The sequence below is a fragment of the Pseudomonas sp. MYb193 genome, assembly GCF_002966775.1.
Classification (GTDB): Bacteria; Pseudomonadota; Gammaproteobacteria; order Pseudomonadales; family Pseudomonadaceae; genus Aquipseudomonas; species Aquipseudomonas paracarnis.
In genome coordinates this window covers 1,860,901-1,876,938 of record NZ_CP023269.1, presented here as the reverse complement: position 1 = coordinate 1,876,938, position 16,038 = coordinate 1,860,901, and the positions used below count along the sequence as shown (strand labels likewise).

The following is a 16,038-nucleotide window of genomic DNA, read 5'->3' as shown; positions in this document are numbered from 1 at the left end:
TCAGCCTCGGTGGCGAGCGAGAAAGTCCAGCAGCACCGGGAAGTACGCCTGCGGCTCCTCGTAAAAAGGCATATGACTGCTGTTGGGGAACACATGCAATTCGGCGTGGGGGGCCGCAAGTTTCATGCGCATCGCACAGGCGGGGGTGAGTTCATCATGCTGGCCGGTGGTGATCAGGATCGGCATCTTGAACTCGGCCATTTCCTTGAGGCGGTTCCAGTCCTTGAGGTTACCGATATAGAGGAACTCGTTGGGGCCTTGCATGGTTTCGTAAGGCCCCATGTTCCAGTCGCCCAGGGACCGCTTGACCGGCTCTGGCCATTCGTCGAGCCGGCACACGTGGCGGTAGTTGAGCAAGGTGATGGCGGCCTGGTACTGCGGGTGGTCGAGGGTGCCCATGGCTTCGTGGCGTTGCATCATTGCCACGGTTTCGCTGCCTAGGGCGCCGCGCAGACGCTCCAGTTCCTGGGACAGGTGGGGAATGTCGCCGACGGTGTTTTCCAGGATCAGGCTTTTGAGCGCACCGGGATAATGCACGGCATATTCGATCCCTAGCCAACCGCCCCAGGAATGCCCGAGCAGATGCACGCGGCCCAGGCCCAGCGCCTGGCGCACGGTCTCGACTTCTTCGACATAACGGCGGATTTCCCACAGTGAGGCATCGGTTGGTCTGGCTGATGCGCCCGTGCCAAGCTGGTCGAATGCAACCACTCGCAGGTTATGTGCTTTGAGCCAGCCATGGGCGTCGCGCAGATAGTCACACGGCAGGCCCGGCCCGCCGTTGAGACACAGCAGCACCTCATCGCCTTCGCCAAAGCTGTAGACCACGAGGTTATGGCCGTCGACTTGCACGTTGTACTGCTGGTCGGGGGCAATTTCACGCCACATGCATACATTCCTTGTGTTGTATCGGCCTGGCGGGTAGCGGCCGTTTATCAGGTCAACACTACCGAGGATGCCGTGCGTCCATAACCTAGTATTTCTTATAGGTTTGGCCTGGCAGTCCTTCGCCGGGGCGTGGCATTCTACTTGCAGCAAGTCGAGATTCAAATGAATTCGGGAGCAGAACGGATGCTGGCCAAGCTGACCGCCTTCAATAATCGCCTCATACCGGGCAGGAGCCTGGATGAACAGATGGACAATACGTTTATCCTTGCCCAACAACTGGGCTTCGATGCCCTGGTGTATGACTACACCCCGGTGCCCATCGACCTCAACGGCGCACTGATCACGCCCTCGCTGTTGCAACTGCGCAACACACCGGCCGATTGGCACGCCTTATGGTGCAGCGAAGGGTTTTACCAGATCGACCCGGTACAACACCTGGCGTTGAGCACAGTGTCGCCGTTTGTCTGGTCCTATGAGGCCAAGACTGAGACGGCCCTGCAAAAGATCATCGACCCCTGCCACGCCCCCGTTTCTTCTTATCTGCATGAGCGTCAGCTGACCTGCGGTGTCAGCGTGCCGATTCATCTGCCCCGGGGCGGCTTCGCCTCGCTGACCGGGTTGCGCACCGGCAAGGCGCGCACGGTATTAAAGGACGCCCAACATACGCTGGCCGATTTCAGCCTGATTACCCATGCCCTCCAGGAAGCGGCGTACCCGCTGTTCAGCAAGGAGGTGCGGGCTTATCCGCACATACGCCTGACCAAGCGCGAGCGCGAATGCCTGAAATGGGCGGCTGAAGGCCTGACCGCCGCCGAAATCGCCACGCAATTGAGCCGCTCCCTGGCGGTGGTCACCCTGCACCTGGCCTCGGCCATGCACAAACTGGGCGCCAAAAACCGTGTTCAGGCAGTGGTTCGCGCCACCCATTACCGCTTGCTGGAAGGTTGAGCTTTCGGCAAAAACCTATCTGTTTTGCTAGTTACCTAAACTTTTTGTTCAGACTATCGTAACCCTGATCCTTTTTTTCAGAGCAGGGTACGAAATGGAATTCATCGAAAAAGTTCGCGAAGGCTACGCGCCCTTTGGCGCCTATCAGACCTGGTATCGCGTCACGGGCGACCTGACCACAGGCCGCACGCCCTTGGTGATCATCCATGGCGGCCCGGGCTGCACCCACGATTACGTCGACGCCTTCAAGGACGTCGCCGCCAGCGGCCACGCGGTCATCCACTACGACCAATTGGGCAACGGCCGCTCCACGCACTTGCCGGAGAAAGCCCCGTCGTTCTGGACCATCGGCCTGTTCCTCGACGAGTTGAACAACCTGCTGGACCACCTGCAAATCAGTGAGAACTACGCGATCCTCGGTCAGTCCTGGGGCGGCATGCTGGGCAGCGAACACGCGATCTTGCAACCCAAGGGCCTGCGCGCATTTATCCCTGCCAACTCCCCCACCTGCATGCGCACCTGGGTCAGCGAAGCCAACCGCCTGCGCAAGCTGTTGCCTGAAGGCGTGCATGAAACCCTGCTCAAGCACGAGCAGGCCGGCACCTACCAAGACCCACAATACCTGGCGGCCTCACGGATTTTCTATGACCAGCATGTGTGCCGGGTCAACCCGTGGCCCGAAGAAGTGGCACGCACCTTCGCCCAGGTGGATGCCGACCCGACGGTGTACCACGCCATGAGCGGCCCGACCGAATTTCACGTGATTGGCAGCTTGAAGGACTGGAATGTGATCGGCCGCCTGTCAGCCATCAAGGTGCCCACCCTGGTGATTTCCGGTCGACATGACGAAGCCACACCGTTGGTGGTCAAGCCGTTCCTGGATGAGATAGCGGATGTGCGCTGGGCACTGTTTGAAGACTCCAGCCACATGCCCCATGTGGAAGAACGCCAGGCGTGCATGGGGACGGTGGTGAAGTTTCTGGATGAGGCGTGTTCGTTGCCGCACAAAGCCCTCAAGGCCGGCTGAATCCCTGTGGGAGCTGGCTTGCCTGCGATAGCGCCGGTGAAATCACCATCGCTATCGCAGGCAAGCCAGCTCCCACAGGGTACACGGGGTCGCTCGTTAAACCTCGCTGGTCTCAGGCTTGGATGTTTTCCTCAGGGCATCGGCCACCAACGGAATCTCCTTACCTTCGGCATCAAACAACTTCCCACCCCGGTAGTAATCCCCATCGCGCAACGCGGCCACGTCGCGAAAGCACAAGCTGCGCTCAGTCCCCGCCACAAACACTGACTGCTGGTCCGAGTTGCCGGCGGTGAAGTGGTTGAACGCCAGGTTCAGCAATATTGCCATGATTGCCGACGAGCTGATGCCCGAGTGGAAGATGGTCGCGAACCAGCTTGGAAACTGATCGTAGAAGCTCGGCGCGGCGATGGGGATCATGCCGAAGCCGATAGACGTGGCAACGATGATCAGGTTCATGTTGTTGCGGTAATCCACCTTGGACAGCGTGCGAATCCCACTGGCCGCCACTGTGCCGAACAACACAATCCCGGCGCCGCCCAACACGGAGGTGGGCACGGCCGCGATCACCCGCCCCATGAATGGCAGCAGGCCGAGCACCACCAGGAACACCCCGCCAGTGGCCACCACAAACCGACTCTTGACCCCTGTCACCGCCACCAGGCCGACGTTCTGGGCGAACGCGCTCTGGGTAAACGAACCGAAGATCGGCGCGAACATGCTCGACAACATGTCGGCACGCAAGCCGTTGCCCAGGCGCTTGGAGTCCACCTTGGTGTCGATGATCTCGCCCACCGCCAGGATATCCGCCGACGTTTCCACCAGCGTCACCATTACCACGATGCACATGGAAATGATCGCCGCCACATGGAAGGTGGGCATGCCGAAGTGAAAGGGTGTGGGGAAACCGAACATCGGCCCCTGCATCACACCGGAGAAGTCCGCCATGCCGAGCAGCACCGCGATCACCGTGCCGATCACCATGGCCAGCAGGATCGACAAGCGAGAGATGGTTGCGCTGCCGATCTTGCTCAGCAGCAGCACCAGCACCAGGGTCAGCGCGGCCAGGCCGATGTTGGACATGCTGCCAAAATCTGCCGCCCGGCTGTTGCCACCCATGGCCCAGCGCGCCGCTACGGGCATCAGGGTCAGGCCGATGGTGGTAATCACAATGCCCGTCACCAGCGGTGGAAAAAACTTGGTGATCCTTGAGAACACCGGGGTAATCAATAAACCGATAAAGGACGCGGCCATCACCGCGCCGAGAATCGCTGGCACACCACCAGCACCGTCGCTGCCGACAATCGCCACCATGGTCGCCACACCCGCGAACGACACGCCCTGCACCAGCGGCAACTGACAGCCGAAGAACGGCAGGCCCAGGGTTTGCAACAGCGTGGCCAGGCCACCGGCAAACAGCGACGCAGCAATCAGCAAGCCGATATCCGCCGGCGACAACCCGGCGGCCTGGCCGACGATCAACGGCACGGCGACGATGCCGCCATACATGGTGAGCACATGCTGCAGGCCGTAAGCCATGTTGGCGGCGACGCCCAGATTTTCATCTTCGGGCCGCTGCGGTGACGCCTTCGGGATAGTCATGGTGAGGGGTTCTCTGTTTTTGTTGTGCGCTCACTGTATGCAATGTCCAGACTGTATGTCCATAGAGTTGTATACAATCAATCGAACAAGATACCCTCCAACGGCGTTACAAAAACAATCCGGCCGTCACGAGCCAGAACGCCAAAGGACAAAAATAATGAAAAAGGCACTACAGGGCGCCACCGTCGCATTGACCCTTCTCGGCGGCGGGGAGGCTGTTGCGGTGGAGTGGATGAACAACAGCGTCGGGTTTCGCTACGGACAGCACTTCACCAACCCGAACAACCCCGACGACTTCAGCAAGCGCATCTACAGTTTTACCCACGCCAGCGGCTATCGTTACGGCAGCAATTTCCTCAACCTCGACGTATTCCTGTCCGACAGCAGCGACCCGCGCAAGGGCACCGACCACGGTGGCAGCGAGGTGTACGCCGTGTACCGGCATCAGCTATATGCCTCACGCGTGTTCGACTTGCCGCCGGGCACGGGGCTGATCAAGGATTACGCGCTGACCCTGGGCTTCGACGCCAACCGTAACAACAACTTCGCCTCCGCCAAGAAGCGCGCCCTGGTGATTGGCCCCACGTTGAAGTTCAACACTGTCGGCGTGCTGGACCTGAGCCTGATGTACTACAAGGAAAAGAACCACACCGGCATTCCCGGCGCGCAAGAGTCGAACCACACCTTCGACGCTACCTACATGCTCAACCTGACCTGGATGCGACCGTTCGAGGTGGGCAACCATGCGGCGAAATTCCAGGGGTTTATCAATTACGTCGGGGAGAAAGGCGAGGACTACCATGGCCGCGATACGGCAGCGGAGGCCTTGATGCGTACAGCGCTGATGGTGGCGGTGCGACCGGGTAAAAGCGTGAAGCCGAACCTGTACCTGGGGGTGGGGTATGAGTACTGGCATAACAAGTTTGGGGTGGACGGCGGCCGTGGTAGCCGCACATCAACGCCTACGCTGAACATGGAAGTAACGTTCTGACTGAAGAACCTCACTTCAAATGTGGGAGCTGGCTTGCCTGCGATAGCGGCCTGTCTGTTGGCCCATCTGGCGCTGATACACCGCTATCGCAGGCAAGCCAGCTCCTACATTTTGATCGTATTGTCAGCTCAGGCGTTGGCCAGTTCGGAAGAGTTGCCCTTCGGCCGTGCCAGCCAATACCCCAACACCGCCAGCGGCGCCGTCGCCAGCATCACAATCACCGTGATCAACAGCGGCTGCTCGATCATCGACGACACCAACAGGCTGGCCAGGAAGCACAAGCCCAATTGCAGGGTATTTTGCAGGGCCGCCGCTTTGCCGGAATTTTCCGCAAAGGGCATCAGCGCATTCGCCACCACAATCGGGTAGCTGGCGCCGTTGCACAGCGCCATCAGGCAGAACGGGATCAACAAGGTGGTCAGGGTCGGCACACTCAAGGTAGCCACCAAGTACAACGCCACCATGCTCAAGCAATAGGCGACCAGCAACCACGGCAGCAGGGTTTTACCCGGCAGGCGCTGCAAGGCACTGCGGCAACTGTAGCCGCCAACGAGAAACGCCAGGGTCGGCAGTACGTAGCTGAGGCCAATGTCATTCGGGCTGTAGCCCATGCCACCGAGGATGAACGGCGAGGCGGTCAGCCAAGCGAAGAAGCTGGCCGAACAGGCGGCGAAGATCATCACATTGCCGGTGAACACCCGCGAGGTGAGTAATTGCCCATACCCCAGACGCACCGGGCTGCCCTTGTGCTCCGAACGCTTGGGCACATTGCGCAGGAACAGGGTCGGCAACAACAGCAACAACGACACCACCAGCAACACGCCGAAGATCGCTTGCCAGCCAAAGTGATTCAGCACCATGGCGCCCAACAGCGGAGCCAGGGCCGGCGATAGCGACATCAACGGCATGATGCTGGCGAAGACGCGGTGGGCCTTGTCGGCCGGGTAGCGGTCAATCACCAAGGCCTGCCAACTGACGGCGGCGGCACACACCCCAATCGCCTGCATAAAGCGCAGGGCCAGCAGTTGCGGCGCTGTCTCGACCCAGAACATGCCCAGGCAACCGAGCACAAACAGGCTCAGGCCGGCGAGCAGGATGGGCTTGCGCCCCAGGCGGTCCGAGAGCGGCCCCCACAGCAACTGCCCCACCGCAAACCCGGCAAGGAAAATACTCAAGCTGGCGCCCACCGCGCCAGCACCAATGTTCAACTGCTCGCCCATGGCGCCAAACGCCGGCAAGTACATGTCCATGGCGAGATAACCGAGCATGCTCAGCCCCGCCAGATACCAGGTAAAACCAAAAGAATTTTTCATCGAAGCCTTGTAGATACTGCCATCAAACTATTTGCTGACTGGCGCCCATTATGAAGCTGACAATATCTGTGTGAAGCGATAATAATTGGACATTCTCATCAATAATTTTGAAGGCAGCACCTATGTGGTCGGAATATTCCCTGGATGTGGTCGACGCCGTCGCCCGTCACGGCAGCTTCAGCGCCGCCGCCCAGGAACTGCACCGTGTACCGTCGGCCATCAGCTACACCGTGCGTCAGCTCGAAGAATGGTTGGCCGTGCCGCTGTTTGTGCGTCGGCATCGCGACGTGGAACTGACCCCTGCCGGCCGCCTGTTTATCGACGAAGCCCGCGGCGTGATGAAAAAAATGCTCGGCACACGGCGCCTGTGCCAACAGGTGGCCAATGGTTGGAGCGGCCAGTTGAAGGTGGCCGTGGACTCCATCGTCAAACCCCAGCGCTGCCGGCAGTTGGTGCTCGACTTCTATCGGCAGTTTCCCGAAGTGGAATTGCTGCTCGAATACGAGGTGTACAACGGCGTGTGGGATGCGTTGGCCGATGAACGCACCGACATCGTGATCGGCGCCACCAGCGCGGTGCCGGTGGCCAGCCACTTCAGCTTCCGCGACATGGGCCTGTTGAACTGGCTGTGCGTGGTCAGCGCCCGGCACCCACTGGCGGCGGTGGAAGGTTTGCTCAGTGATGACCAACTGCGCCCCTTTGCCTCGCTGTGCATGACCGACACCTCCCGCAACCTGCCCAAGCGCGACACCTGGACCCTGGATAACCAGCGCCGCCTGGTGGTGCCCAACTGGGCGTCGGCCCTGGATTGCCTGCGCGATGGCCTGTGTGTAGGGATGGCGCCGGCCCATCAGGTGTTGCCATGGATCGAGCGCGGGGAGTTGGTGGCGCTGCAATTGAGCCGGCCATTTCCGGCCAGCCCGTCGTGTGTGGCGTGGGCGCAGAACAAACTGTCGCCGGCCATGGCGTGGTTGTTGGAGTACTTGGGCGATACGGAGACCATGAACCAGGAATGGCTGAATGGTGGTGATCTCTAAAGGCATACAGGCTCCCAAATTTTCTGATCGTATTTCAATCCAGTAGGCGGGTGATGGCCCGTACGATCATCTCCACTTCCTTGCGCTCCAGCGTCAGCGGCGGCAACAGGCGAATGATCTTGCCACGCGTGACGTTGATCAACAGCCCGTGCTCCTGAGCCGCCCGTTGGGCCAGGTCTCGGTAAGGGCTGGCCAGTTCAATGCCGATCATCAAGCCCTTCCCACGAATCGCCCGCACCTGCGGGTGTTCCTCCAACTCCATGCGTAAACGCGCCAGCAAGTGTTCGCCCTGGCGTGCGGCGTTTTCCAGCAAGCCTTGCTCCTGGATAATCTCCAGCACCGTACACCCGACGCGACACGCCAGCGGGTTGCCGCCAAAGGTGCTGCCATGGCTGCCTGGGGTGAACAGTTCGGCGACAGCGGCGCGGGCCAGACAAGCGCCGATGGGCACGCCATTACCCAGGCCTTTGGCCAGGGTCATCACGTCCGGCACGATGCCTTCGTGCTGGAAGGCAAACCAGGTGCCGGTGCGCCCGATGCCGGTCTGGATTTCGTCGAGCATCATCAGCCAGCCGTGGCGCGTGCAGTGATCGCGCATGGCTTTCAGGTAGCCTGGTGGCGCCACCAACACACCACTTTCACCTTGGATTGGTTCAAGCAGTACCGCCGCGATGCGTGTACCGAACTGCGCGGTGACCGCCTCCAGAGCCGCCATGTCGCCAAACCCAATCTTGATGAAATCGCCGGGCAGTCGCTGGAACCCCAGGCGCACCGACGGCCCGTCGCTGGCGGCCATGGTGCCTAGCGTGCGGCCGTGGAAGGCGTTCTCCATCACGACCACCAACGGCTGTTCGATGTCTTTTTTCCAGCCATGCAAACGCGCCAGCTTCAGCGCCGTCTCGTTGGCCTCGGCGCCGGAATTGTTGAAGAACGCGCGGTCCAGCCCGGACAGTTGGGCCAGGCGCCGGGCCAATTGTTGTTGCCAGTCGATGCTGTAGAGGTTGGAGGTGTGCAGCAGCAAGCCGGCCTGTTCGCTGATGGCGGCCACTAACCTGGGGTGGGAATGGCCAACATTGGTCACCGCCACGCCGGCCACGGCGTCCAGGTATTCGCGGCCCTGTTGGTCCCACAGGCGCGTGCCCAGCCCGCGGGTGAAGCTCAGGGCCAGGGGTTGATAAGTGCTCATCAGGCAGGCGGCGGTCATGGTGGCGGCTCCAGTGCATCGTTGGGGTGGATCAAGTATGGTTAACCACCCTTGCTGGATAAACGCAGAATTGATGCAATAACTTTAAACCAGGGCTTGATAATGGATCTGTTCCAGGCAATGTCGGTGTACGTGAAAGTCGTCGAGACCGGCAGCATGACCGCCGCCGCGCAGGAATGCGGGATTTCGACCACCATGGTGGGCAACCATCTGCGAGCGCTGGAACAACGGCTTGGCGTCAGCTTGCTCAAACGCACCACGCGCAAACAAAACCTCACCGAATTTGGCGGGCAGTATTATCAGCGCTGCCTGGAAGTGCTGGGGCTGGTGGCCGACTCCGAACTGCTGGCCGAGCAGGTCCACAGCGAAACCCCCAAAGGCAGCCTGCGCATCACCGCGCCCCCGGTGTTCGGCACCGAACGCCTGGTGCCGGCCTTGAGTGAGTTTTCCCAGCGCTACCCACTTATCGACCTGTACGTGGTGATGAGCAATGAGCGCATGGACCTGGTCGACAGCGGTTTTGACGTGGCGATCCGTCTCGGCGAACTGGAAAGCTCCAGCCTGATCGCCCGGCCTCTGCAGGCCTATACCCTCACCCTTTGCGCCTCCCCTGCCTACCTGGCGAGACGCGGCACACCGCAAACCCCGGATGACCTGCAGCAGCATGACTGCCTGGCATTCGCCTACCCCGCGAACGACAACTGGCGCGATACCGATAAACTCTGGCGCATGACCGGCAATGAAGGTGAAGTGGAGGTGCCGGTGTCTGGCTCATTGACCATCAACAGCTCCCAAGGCTTGCGCCAGGCCGCCATCAACGGCATGGGCATCAGCATGTTGGCCGATGCCCTGGTGCAACCGGACCTGGAGAGCGGCAAGCTGGTGGCCTTGCTGACCACCTATAAACTGCCCAGCCGCCCCATGCACCTGATGTATCGCCAGGACCGCTATCGCCTGCCCAAGCTGCGGGCGTTCGTCGACTTTGTGATGGAGAAATGGACGCGCTAGAACGCCACGCCCAACTCACGCAAACGCGCGGCGGTGCGCTCGGCCGATACGTGGTGAATGCCCTGCCAGCCCAACGCGATGGCGGCCTCGATATTGCCGGCGACGTCGTCGATAAACACCACTTCACTGGCCTGTATGTCTGGCAAGTGTTCACGCACCTGACTGAGGCTGGCGTGGTAGATCGCCGGGTCAGGCTTGATCAACTTCACCTCGCCAGACACCAGAATATTGCGAAAACGCTTCAGAAATGGGTAGTTGGCCCGGGCGTAAGGGAAGGTTTCAGATGACCAGTTGGTGAGCCCGAACAGCGGCATCTCAACCTGATGCAACGCTTCGAGAATCGCCACGCCCTCGGGTAATTCAGCCCGCAGCATTTCGGGCCAGCGCTCGTAATAAGCCTGGATCAGGGTCTTGTGTTCGGGGTATTGGGCAACCAGGGTGCGGGTGGCTTCAGCCAGGGAGCGACCGGCATCTTGCTCGGTGTTCCAGTCCTGGGTACAGATGGTGTCGAGGAACCACTGGCGCTCGACGTCGTCGGCAATCAGCTTGCGGTACAGGTGTTGCGGGCTCCAGTCGAACAGGACACCGCCGAAATCAAAAACTACTGCACGAATCGTCATCAGATCCTCCGTTAGCGTGGCTTGATAGCTGCTGGAGTCTGACAGATCTGAAAGAGGGAGGCGCCCGCCGAGGTGTAAGAAGTGTCTGAAAAGACAGGTGGGAGGAGGCATGGCCTCATTGAGCGAACGCAATGCTCTAAACAACGAAGATCAAATGTGGGAGCTGGCTTGCCTGCGAAAGCGGTCGTACAGCCTCAGATGCTGCGACTGACACACCGCCTTCGCGGGCAAGCCCGCTCCCACAGGGGATTTGCGTTAACTGACTGGCATCAGGGCAAGCCAGTTCCCACCTTATTGACCGCGTTTTAAGCTTGAATCAGGCCGTTGATTTTGACGGTCGGGTTCACATCCGCGTCGTAATCCACGCCGTCGACCTCAAAGCCAAACAAGCGCAGGAACTCGGCCTTGTAACCGGCAAAATCGCTGATCTCGTTGACGTTGTCGTCGGTCACCTGGTTCCACAGCGCGGCCACGGCGTCCTGGACCTTCGGCTCCAGCTCGGCCAGGTCGGCACGCAGGCGGCCATCGGCGTCGAGTTTCGGCTCGCTGCCGTACAGGCTGTCCTTGAACAGGCCGTAGACCTGCTCGATGCAGCCTTCATGGGTGCCCTGCTCTTTCATCACCTTGAACAGCAGCGACAGGTACAGCGGCATGATCGGGATCGCCGAGCTGGCCTGGGTGACCACGGCCTTGAGCACCGACACACGGGCGTCGCCCTTGAGCGCAGCGAGGTTTTCGCGCAGGGTCAAAACTTTCTTGTCCAGGTCTTTCTTGGCTTCGCCGATGGAGCCGTTCCAGTAGATGTCCTGGGTCAGCTTCTCACCGAGGTAGGTGAACGCGGTGGTCTTGGCGCCTTCGGCCAATACATCGGCGTCACGCAGGGCGTCGATCCACAGCTGCCAGTCTTCGCCGCCCATGACCTTCACGGTACCGTCGATTTCTTCCTGGGTCGCAGGCTCAAGCGTGGTATCGACCACCACGCCCTTGTCGGTGTTGATCCCGCGCAGGGTCACGGCCTTGCCGATTGGCTTGAGAGTGGAGTTGTGCACCACGCCTTGCGGGTCGGTACGGCGTGGGGCGGCCAGGCTGTAGACCACCAGATCGATCTTGCCCAGGTCTTTCTTGATGGTCTCGATGGTCAGGCGCTTGATCTCGTCGGAGAACGCGTCGCCGTTGATGCTCTTGGCGTACAGGCCTTTTTCCACGGCAAACTTCTCGAACGCCGCGCTGTTGTACCAGCCGGCGGAGCTCAGTTTGCCTTCTTCGCCTTCTTTCTCAAAAAACACGCCCAAGGTGTCGGCGCCGCAGCCAAACGCAGCACTGATGCGCGCGGCCAGGCCGTAGCCGGTGGAGGCACCGAGGACCAGGACCTTTTTAGGGCCGCCCTCGATGACGCCGTTTTTGGTTACGTAGTCGATCTGCTCTTTGACGTTCGCTTCACAGCCAACAGGGTGAGCGGTCACACAGATAAAGCCACGAACCCGCGGTTTGATGATCATAAAAATGTCTGCCTCTTCCAAGGTGCCGAAGGCCAATAGTGGCCATTCAACTTCAATCGTACCGGTCTATGACGCCTGAAAAACCGAAGCGTCACGATAGTCGCAAATCTTCTGTTCTCAAAATTCAATCCACAAAACGTCGGAGCCTGCACGGCAACGGTTACAAATTGTGCAGCAGCTTCACAATTTCACCCTATTTAAAAACGCCTGCCGGCGGCAGAAACCCCTATGATGACGATATTGTTTCAATATGTTTCGGCTTTGGAGCCTCGTTTCATGAGCAAAAATGCTGTCGGCAAGAAGCTGGTGTCCCTGGCGTGGGTACTCGGCGTTCTGCTGTTGATCTATTGTTTCCCGCGCAGTTGCCTGGTGTTTCTGCTGTTGGTGGTGTGCTGCGGCGTTTATGACTTCCTGCGTAACGGCCTGTACGACCACGACACCATCAAGAAGTATTTTATCGGCAACGGTCGTAATACCTGGGTGCTGGCACCGTTCAACACCCTGCTCGACCTGCTCAGCAGCCGCAACCGGCATGTCTACACCATGGACGACCTGCCACCGGCCTGGCGCGAAGACCTGCAACAGGTGATCGACGACGCCATGGCCCGCAAGGATGAAATCATCAGCTACCTGGACGAGCGCATGGCCGAGAAGAAACGCGGCATGTTGTTCTTCCAGTGGTACGGTCGCCCGATCGAAACCACGCTGGATATCCCGCAGCTGCGCAAAAAACTGCCATTTGTGAAGACCATCGGTGTCTCGGTGTTCAACGAAAACCGCTCGACGTCTTTCCACTTCGGCCCCCTGCGCATGATGTTCCGTGTGCTCTACAACATGGCGCCGGCACCGCACCATGAAGGTGTGTACATCCAGGTGGGCAAGCACAAGCACTACTGGCACGACGACCCGCTGTTTATCTTCGATGACACGCTGATGCATGCGTCCTTCAACAAAAACGACGCCAAGCGCTACTGCCTGTTCATCGACATCGTGCGCCCGACCTTGCTGCCCTCGGTGCTCAACGCCGTGATCGCAGGGTTTGCCGGCCTGGTCTTTACCCTGCGTCGGGTTTTCTACAAAAACTGGAAGCTGATTCAGTAAGTTCTGCGGCATGATGGTGTTGGACGGCATTTGCGCTGGGCCTTGCGCCTGAGGTAAATAACCGTCTCGTGCGACCTTAATTGGCGCTCACCATTCTCAAGCCATCGCCCCCAAACGGGCGCGGTGGCTGTGCTTTCAAGGAATCAGAATGCCCCAACGTCAAGTCATCAACGCCTCCGTCAGCCCCAAGGGCAGCCTCGAAACCCTGTCCCAGCGTGAAGTGCAGCAACTGAGCGAAGCCGGTACCGGCAGCATCTACACCCTGTTCCGCCAATGTGCCCTGGCGATTCTCAACACCGGCGCGCATATCGACAACGCCAAGACCATCCTCGACGCCTACAAAGACTTTGAAGTGCGGATTCACCAGCAGGACCGCGGCGTACGCCTGGAACTGCTCAACGCCCCGGCCGATGCCTTCGTCGATGGCGAAATGATTGCCAGCACCCGCGAAATGCTGTTCAGCGCCCTTCGCGACATCGTCTACACCGAGAACGAGCTGGATAGCCAGCGTATCGACCTGAGCAACTCCCAAGGCATCACCGATTACGTGTTCCACCTGCTGCGTAACGCCCGTACGCTGCGCCCGGGTGTGGAGCCGAAGATCGTGGTGTGCTGGGGCGGCCATTCGATCAACACCGAAGAATACAAATACACCAAGAAAGTCGGGCACGAACTGGGCCTGCGCAGCCTCGACGTGTGCACCGGTTGCGGCCCCGGCGTGATGAAAGGCCCGATGAAGGGCGCAACCATTTCCCACGCCAAGCAGCGCATCACCAATGGCCGTTACCTGGGCTTGACCGAACCAGGCATCATCGCTGCCGAAGCGCCGAACCCCATCGTCAACGAGCTGGTGATTTTGCCGGACATCGAAAAGCGCCTGGAAGCCTTCGTGCGTGTGGGCCACGGCATCATCATCTTCCCCGGCGGCGCCGGCACGGCAGAGGAATTCCTGTACCTGCTCGGCATTCTCATGCACCCGGACAACCGCGACCTGCCGTTCCCGGTGGTGCTCACCGGGCCGAAACATGCCGCGCCTTACCTGGAACAATTGCACGCGTTCGTCGGCGCCACCCTGGGCGAAGCGGCGCAGAAGCATTACCAGATCATCATCGACGACCCGGCTGAAGTGGCCCGCCAGATGACCACCGGCCTCAAGGCGGTGAAGCAATTCCGCCGCGAGCGTAACGACGCGTTCCACTTCAACTGGCTGCTGAAGATCGACGAAGGCTTCCAGCGCCCGTTCGACCCCACCCACGAAAACATGGCCAGCCTGCAACTCAACCACGCGCTGCCGGCCCATGAACTGGCGGCCAACCTGCGCCGGGCGTTCTCGGGGATCGTGGCGGGTAACGTCAAAGACAAGGGTATTCGCCTGATCGAAGAAAACGGCCCGTATGAGATTCACGGCGACCCGGCCATCATGAAACCGCTGGATGAGCTGCTGAAGGCCTTCGTGGCCCAGCACCGCATGAAGTTGCCAGGCGGCGCGGCCTATGTGCCGTGCTATCGCGTGGTGCAATAAGGCCGCGGCGGTCAGTCATAGTTTGTATCCGTTTGGGGCATGGCCCGGCGTGTGAGGCTCGAGAGTTCGGACTAGGGTTTTACTATTCCCAACTCACCTACCTCAACGAGCGACCTATGGACCAACGGATATTGTCCTCTGTCATTCCTTACCCTATGGTAAGGAATATCACGATGGAGATCTTCACTATGGCCACCGCCACACTCACTTCAAAAGGGCAAATCACCATCCCTGTCCAGGTCAGGACGGCCCTGGGCCTGGAAACAGGCGACCGGGTGGAATTCGTCGAAATGGAAGACGGCAAGTTTTCCATGATTGCCGCCAGCAAAACCGTCAAGGACCTCAAGGGTTTGATCCGCAAGCCTGCCCATGCCGTGTCTATCGAAGACATGAACCGCGCCATCGCGGCCCAGGGAGCAAGCGCTGGATGATCGGCCTGGATACCAACGTATTGGTGCGTTATGTAACCCAGGATGACCCGGTCCAATCCGCAAAGGCGTCCCAACTCATCGAATCACTTACCGCCGCCTCGCCAGGCTTTGTCAGCCTGGTGACGCTTACGGAGCTGGTGTGGGTGCTGCAGTCCTGCTACCAGTCGGCCAAAAGCGAGGTGGTGATGGTGTTGGAAACCTTGTTGCACACGCGGGAACTGACCGTCGAGCACGCCGATATCATCTGGCAGGCATTGCGCAAGTTCACCGCAGGCAAAGCCGACTTTGCCGACTGCCTGGTTGAACGCTGCGGCCATGCGGCGGGCTGCGAGTACACCGCCACCTTTGATCTGAACGCGGCCAAGGCAGCGGGGATGAAACGGCTCGGCTAGCCCGTATTTTTTGTAGGAGCAAGCTTGCTCCTACAGAAGAGAGAGGAGGTTTGGTCAGCGTATCCAGCCACCGACCTGCCAATGGTAGCCATCACTACGCTGCACCCAGTGCGGATGCACGTAGCGATAGCCCTGGCGCACCGGCTCCCAATGGCCATGCACTGCCACATAACGCCCGCCTTCCCAACGCCAGTAACCGCGTGACCAGATATAACCTTCGCGCACCGCAGGCTCTACTTCGATCACCTGCACCGGCGGCGGTTGCGGCGCCACCACATCAACGTACTCGTGTTGTACCGGCCTGCGCTCATGCACAACACGCTCTTGCACACACCCGGAAGCGGCGACCACCATGGCGGCCAATGCTGCATAACGTAGCAACATACAAAACCCTCGGGCGCGAACGCCCCCCACCTGCATCAGAAAGAAATCCTTCCTTTGTTGCAGCCGGGCCCTGC

General features: G+C 59.9%; 16 protein-coding genes. 9 read left to right on the top strand and 7 right to left on the bottom strand.

Annotated elements, in window-relative coordinates; genetic code table 11:
* Positions 1-888 (bottom strand): proline iminopeptidase-family hydrolase, encoded by an 888-nt coding sequence (locus CLM72_RS08830; RefSeq protein WP_073523353.1) that lies wholly within the window; start codon positions 886-888, stop codon positions 1-3.
* 183 nt (positions 889-1,071) lie between these two features.
* Between CLM72_RS08830 and CLM72_RS08825 the strand changes: the two genes are divergently transcribed.
* Both CLM72_RS08825 and CLM72_RS08820 read left to right on the top strand, forming a co-directional pair.
* Entirely contained in the window at positions 1,072-1,836 is a 765-nt protein-coding gene (locus tag CLM72_RS08825; RefSeq protein ID WP_105226199.1) for a LuxR family transcriptional regulator, read from the top strand.
* Between the two features lie 94 nt (positions 1,837-1,930).
* A complete protein-coding gene (locus tag CLM72_RS08820) occupies positions 1,931-2,863 on the top strand; it encodes a proline iminopeptidase-family hydrolase (protein ID WP_105226198.1) in 933 nt (310 codons plus the stop codon).
* A gap of 96 nt (positions 2,864-2,959) precedes the next feature.
* Here CLM72_RS08820 and CLM72_RS08815 read toward each other — a convergent pair whose 3' ends face one another.
* Positions 2,960-4,462, bottom strand: coding sequence for a nucleobase:cation symporter-2 family protein (locus tag CLM72_RS08815; RefSeq protein WP_105226197.1), 1,503 nt, complete (start codon positions 4,460-4,462; stop codon positions 2,960-2,962).
* Between the two features lie 157 nt (positions 4,463-4,619).
* On the opposite strand from CLM72_RS08815, the gene CLM72_RS08810 reads away from it, so the two are divergent.
* Entirely contained in the window at positions 4,620-5,453 is an 834-nt protein-coding gene (locus tag CLM72_RS08810; RefSeq protein ID WP_034126675.1) for a hypothetical protein, read from the top strand.
* 128 nt (positions 5,454-5,581) lie between these two features.
* Here CLM72_RS08810 and punC read toward each other — a convergent pair whose 3' ends face one another.
* Positions 5,582-6,766: a purine nucleoside transporter PunC gene (gene punC, locus CLM72_RS08805; RefSeq protein WP_105226196.1), complete on the bottom strand. Its 1,185-nt coding sequence runs from the start codon at positions 6,764-6,766 to the stop codon at positions 5,582-5,584.
* A 122-nt stretch (positions 6,767-6,888) separates the two neighbouring features.
* Here punC and punR point away from each other — a divergent pair, with 122 nt between their 5' ends.
* Entirely contained in the window at positions 6,889-7,803 is a 915-nt protein-coding gene (gene punR, locus CLM72_RS08800; RefSeq protein ID WP_073523344.1) for a DNA-binding transcriptional activator PunR, read from the top strand.
* Between the two features lie 34 nt (positions 7,804-7,837).
* Here punR and CLM72_RS08795 read toward each other — a convergent pair whose 3' ends face one another.
* Entirely contained in the window at positions 7,838-9,007 is a 1,170-nt protein-coding gene (locus CLM72_RS08795) for an aspartate aminotransferase family protein (protein WP_105226195.1), read from the bottom strand.
* 102 nt (positions 9,008-9,109) lie between these two features.
* On the opposite strand from CLM72_RS08795, the gene CLM72_RS08790 reads away from it, so the two are divergent.
* Complete coding sequence (locus tag CLM72_RS08790) at positions 9,110-10,015, top strand: LysR family transcriptional regulator (protein WP_105226194.1); 906 nt, start codon at positions 9,110-9,112, stop codon at positions 10,013-10,015.
* Here CLM72_RS08790 and CLM72_RS08785 read toward each other — a convergent pair.
* Positions 10,012-10,635, bottom strand: a complete 624-nt coding sequence (locus CLM72_RS08785) for an HAD family phosphatase (protein ID WP_105226193.1) — start codon at positions 10,633-10,635, stop codon at positions 10,012-10,014. The genes CLM72_RS08790 and CLM72_RS08785 overlap by 4 nt on opposite strands.
* A 305-nt stretch (positions 10,636-10,940) precedes the next feature.
* A complete protein-coding gene (fabV, locus tag CLM72_RS08780) occupies positions 10,941-12,134 on the bottom strand; it encodes an enoyl-ACP reductase FabV (protein ID WP_032902674.1) in 1,194 nt (397 codons plus the stop codon).
* 276 nt (positions 12,135-12,410) lie between these two features.
* On the opposite strand from fabV, the gene CLM72_RS08775 reads away from it, so the two are divergent.
* The 4 genes from CLM72_RS08775 (at position 12,411) to CLM72_RS08760 (ending at position 15,580) form a co-directional block, all read left to right on the top strand.
* Positions 12,411-13,235: an aspartyl/asparaginyl beta-hydroxylase domain-containing protein gene (locus tag CLM72_RS08775; protein ID WP_105226192.1), complete on the top strand. Its 825-nt coding sequence runs from the start codon at positions 12,411-12,413 to the stop codon at positions 13,233-13,235.
* A gap of 148 nt (positions 13,236-13,383) precedes the next feature.
* The gene (ppnN, locus tag CLM72_RS08770; protein ID WP_032892811.1) at positions 13,384-14,757 is read left to right on the top strand and encodes a nucleotide 5'-monophosphate nucleosidase PpnN; all 1,374 of its coding nucleotides are present in this window, start codon (positions 13,384-13,386) and stop codon (positions 14,755-14,757) included.
* A 173-nt stretch (positions 14,758-14,930) separates the two neighbouring features.
* Positions 14,931-15,188, top strand: coding sequence for an AbrB/MazE/SpoVT family DNA-binding domain-containing protein (locus CLM72_RS08765; protein WP_014717595.1), 258 nt, complete (start codon positions 14,931-14,933; stop codon positions 15,186-15,188).
* Entirely contained in the window at positions 15,185-15,580 is a 396-nt protein-coding gene (locus CLM72_RS08760) for a PIN domain-containing protein (RefSeq protein WP_060764553.1), read from the top strand. The genes CLM72_RS08765 and CLM72_RS08760 overlap by 4 nt, the downstream gene beginning before the upstream one ends.
* Before the next feature lie 54 nt (positions 15,581-15,634).
* Here the strand turns inward: CLM72_RS08760 and CLM72_RS08755 are convergent, their stop codons facing one another.
* Positions 15,635-15,964 (bottom strand): YXWGXW repeat-containing protein, encoded by a 330-nt coding sequence (locus CLM72_RS08755; protein WP_069557155.1) that lies wholly within the window; start codon positions 15,962-15,964, stop codon positions 15,635-15,637.
* Positions 15,965-16,038: the final 74 nt, after the last annotated feature.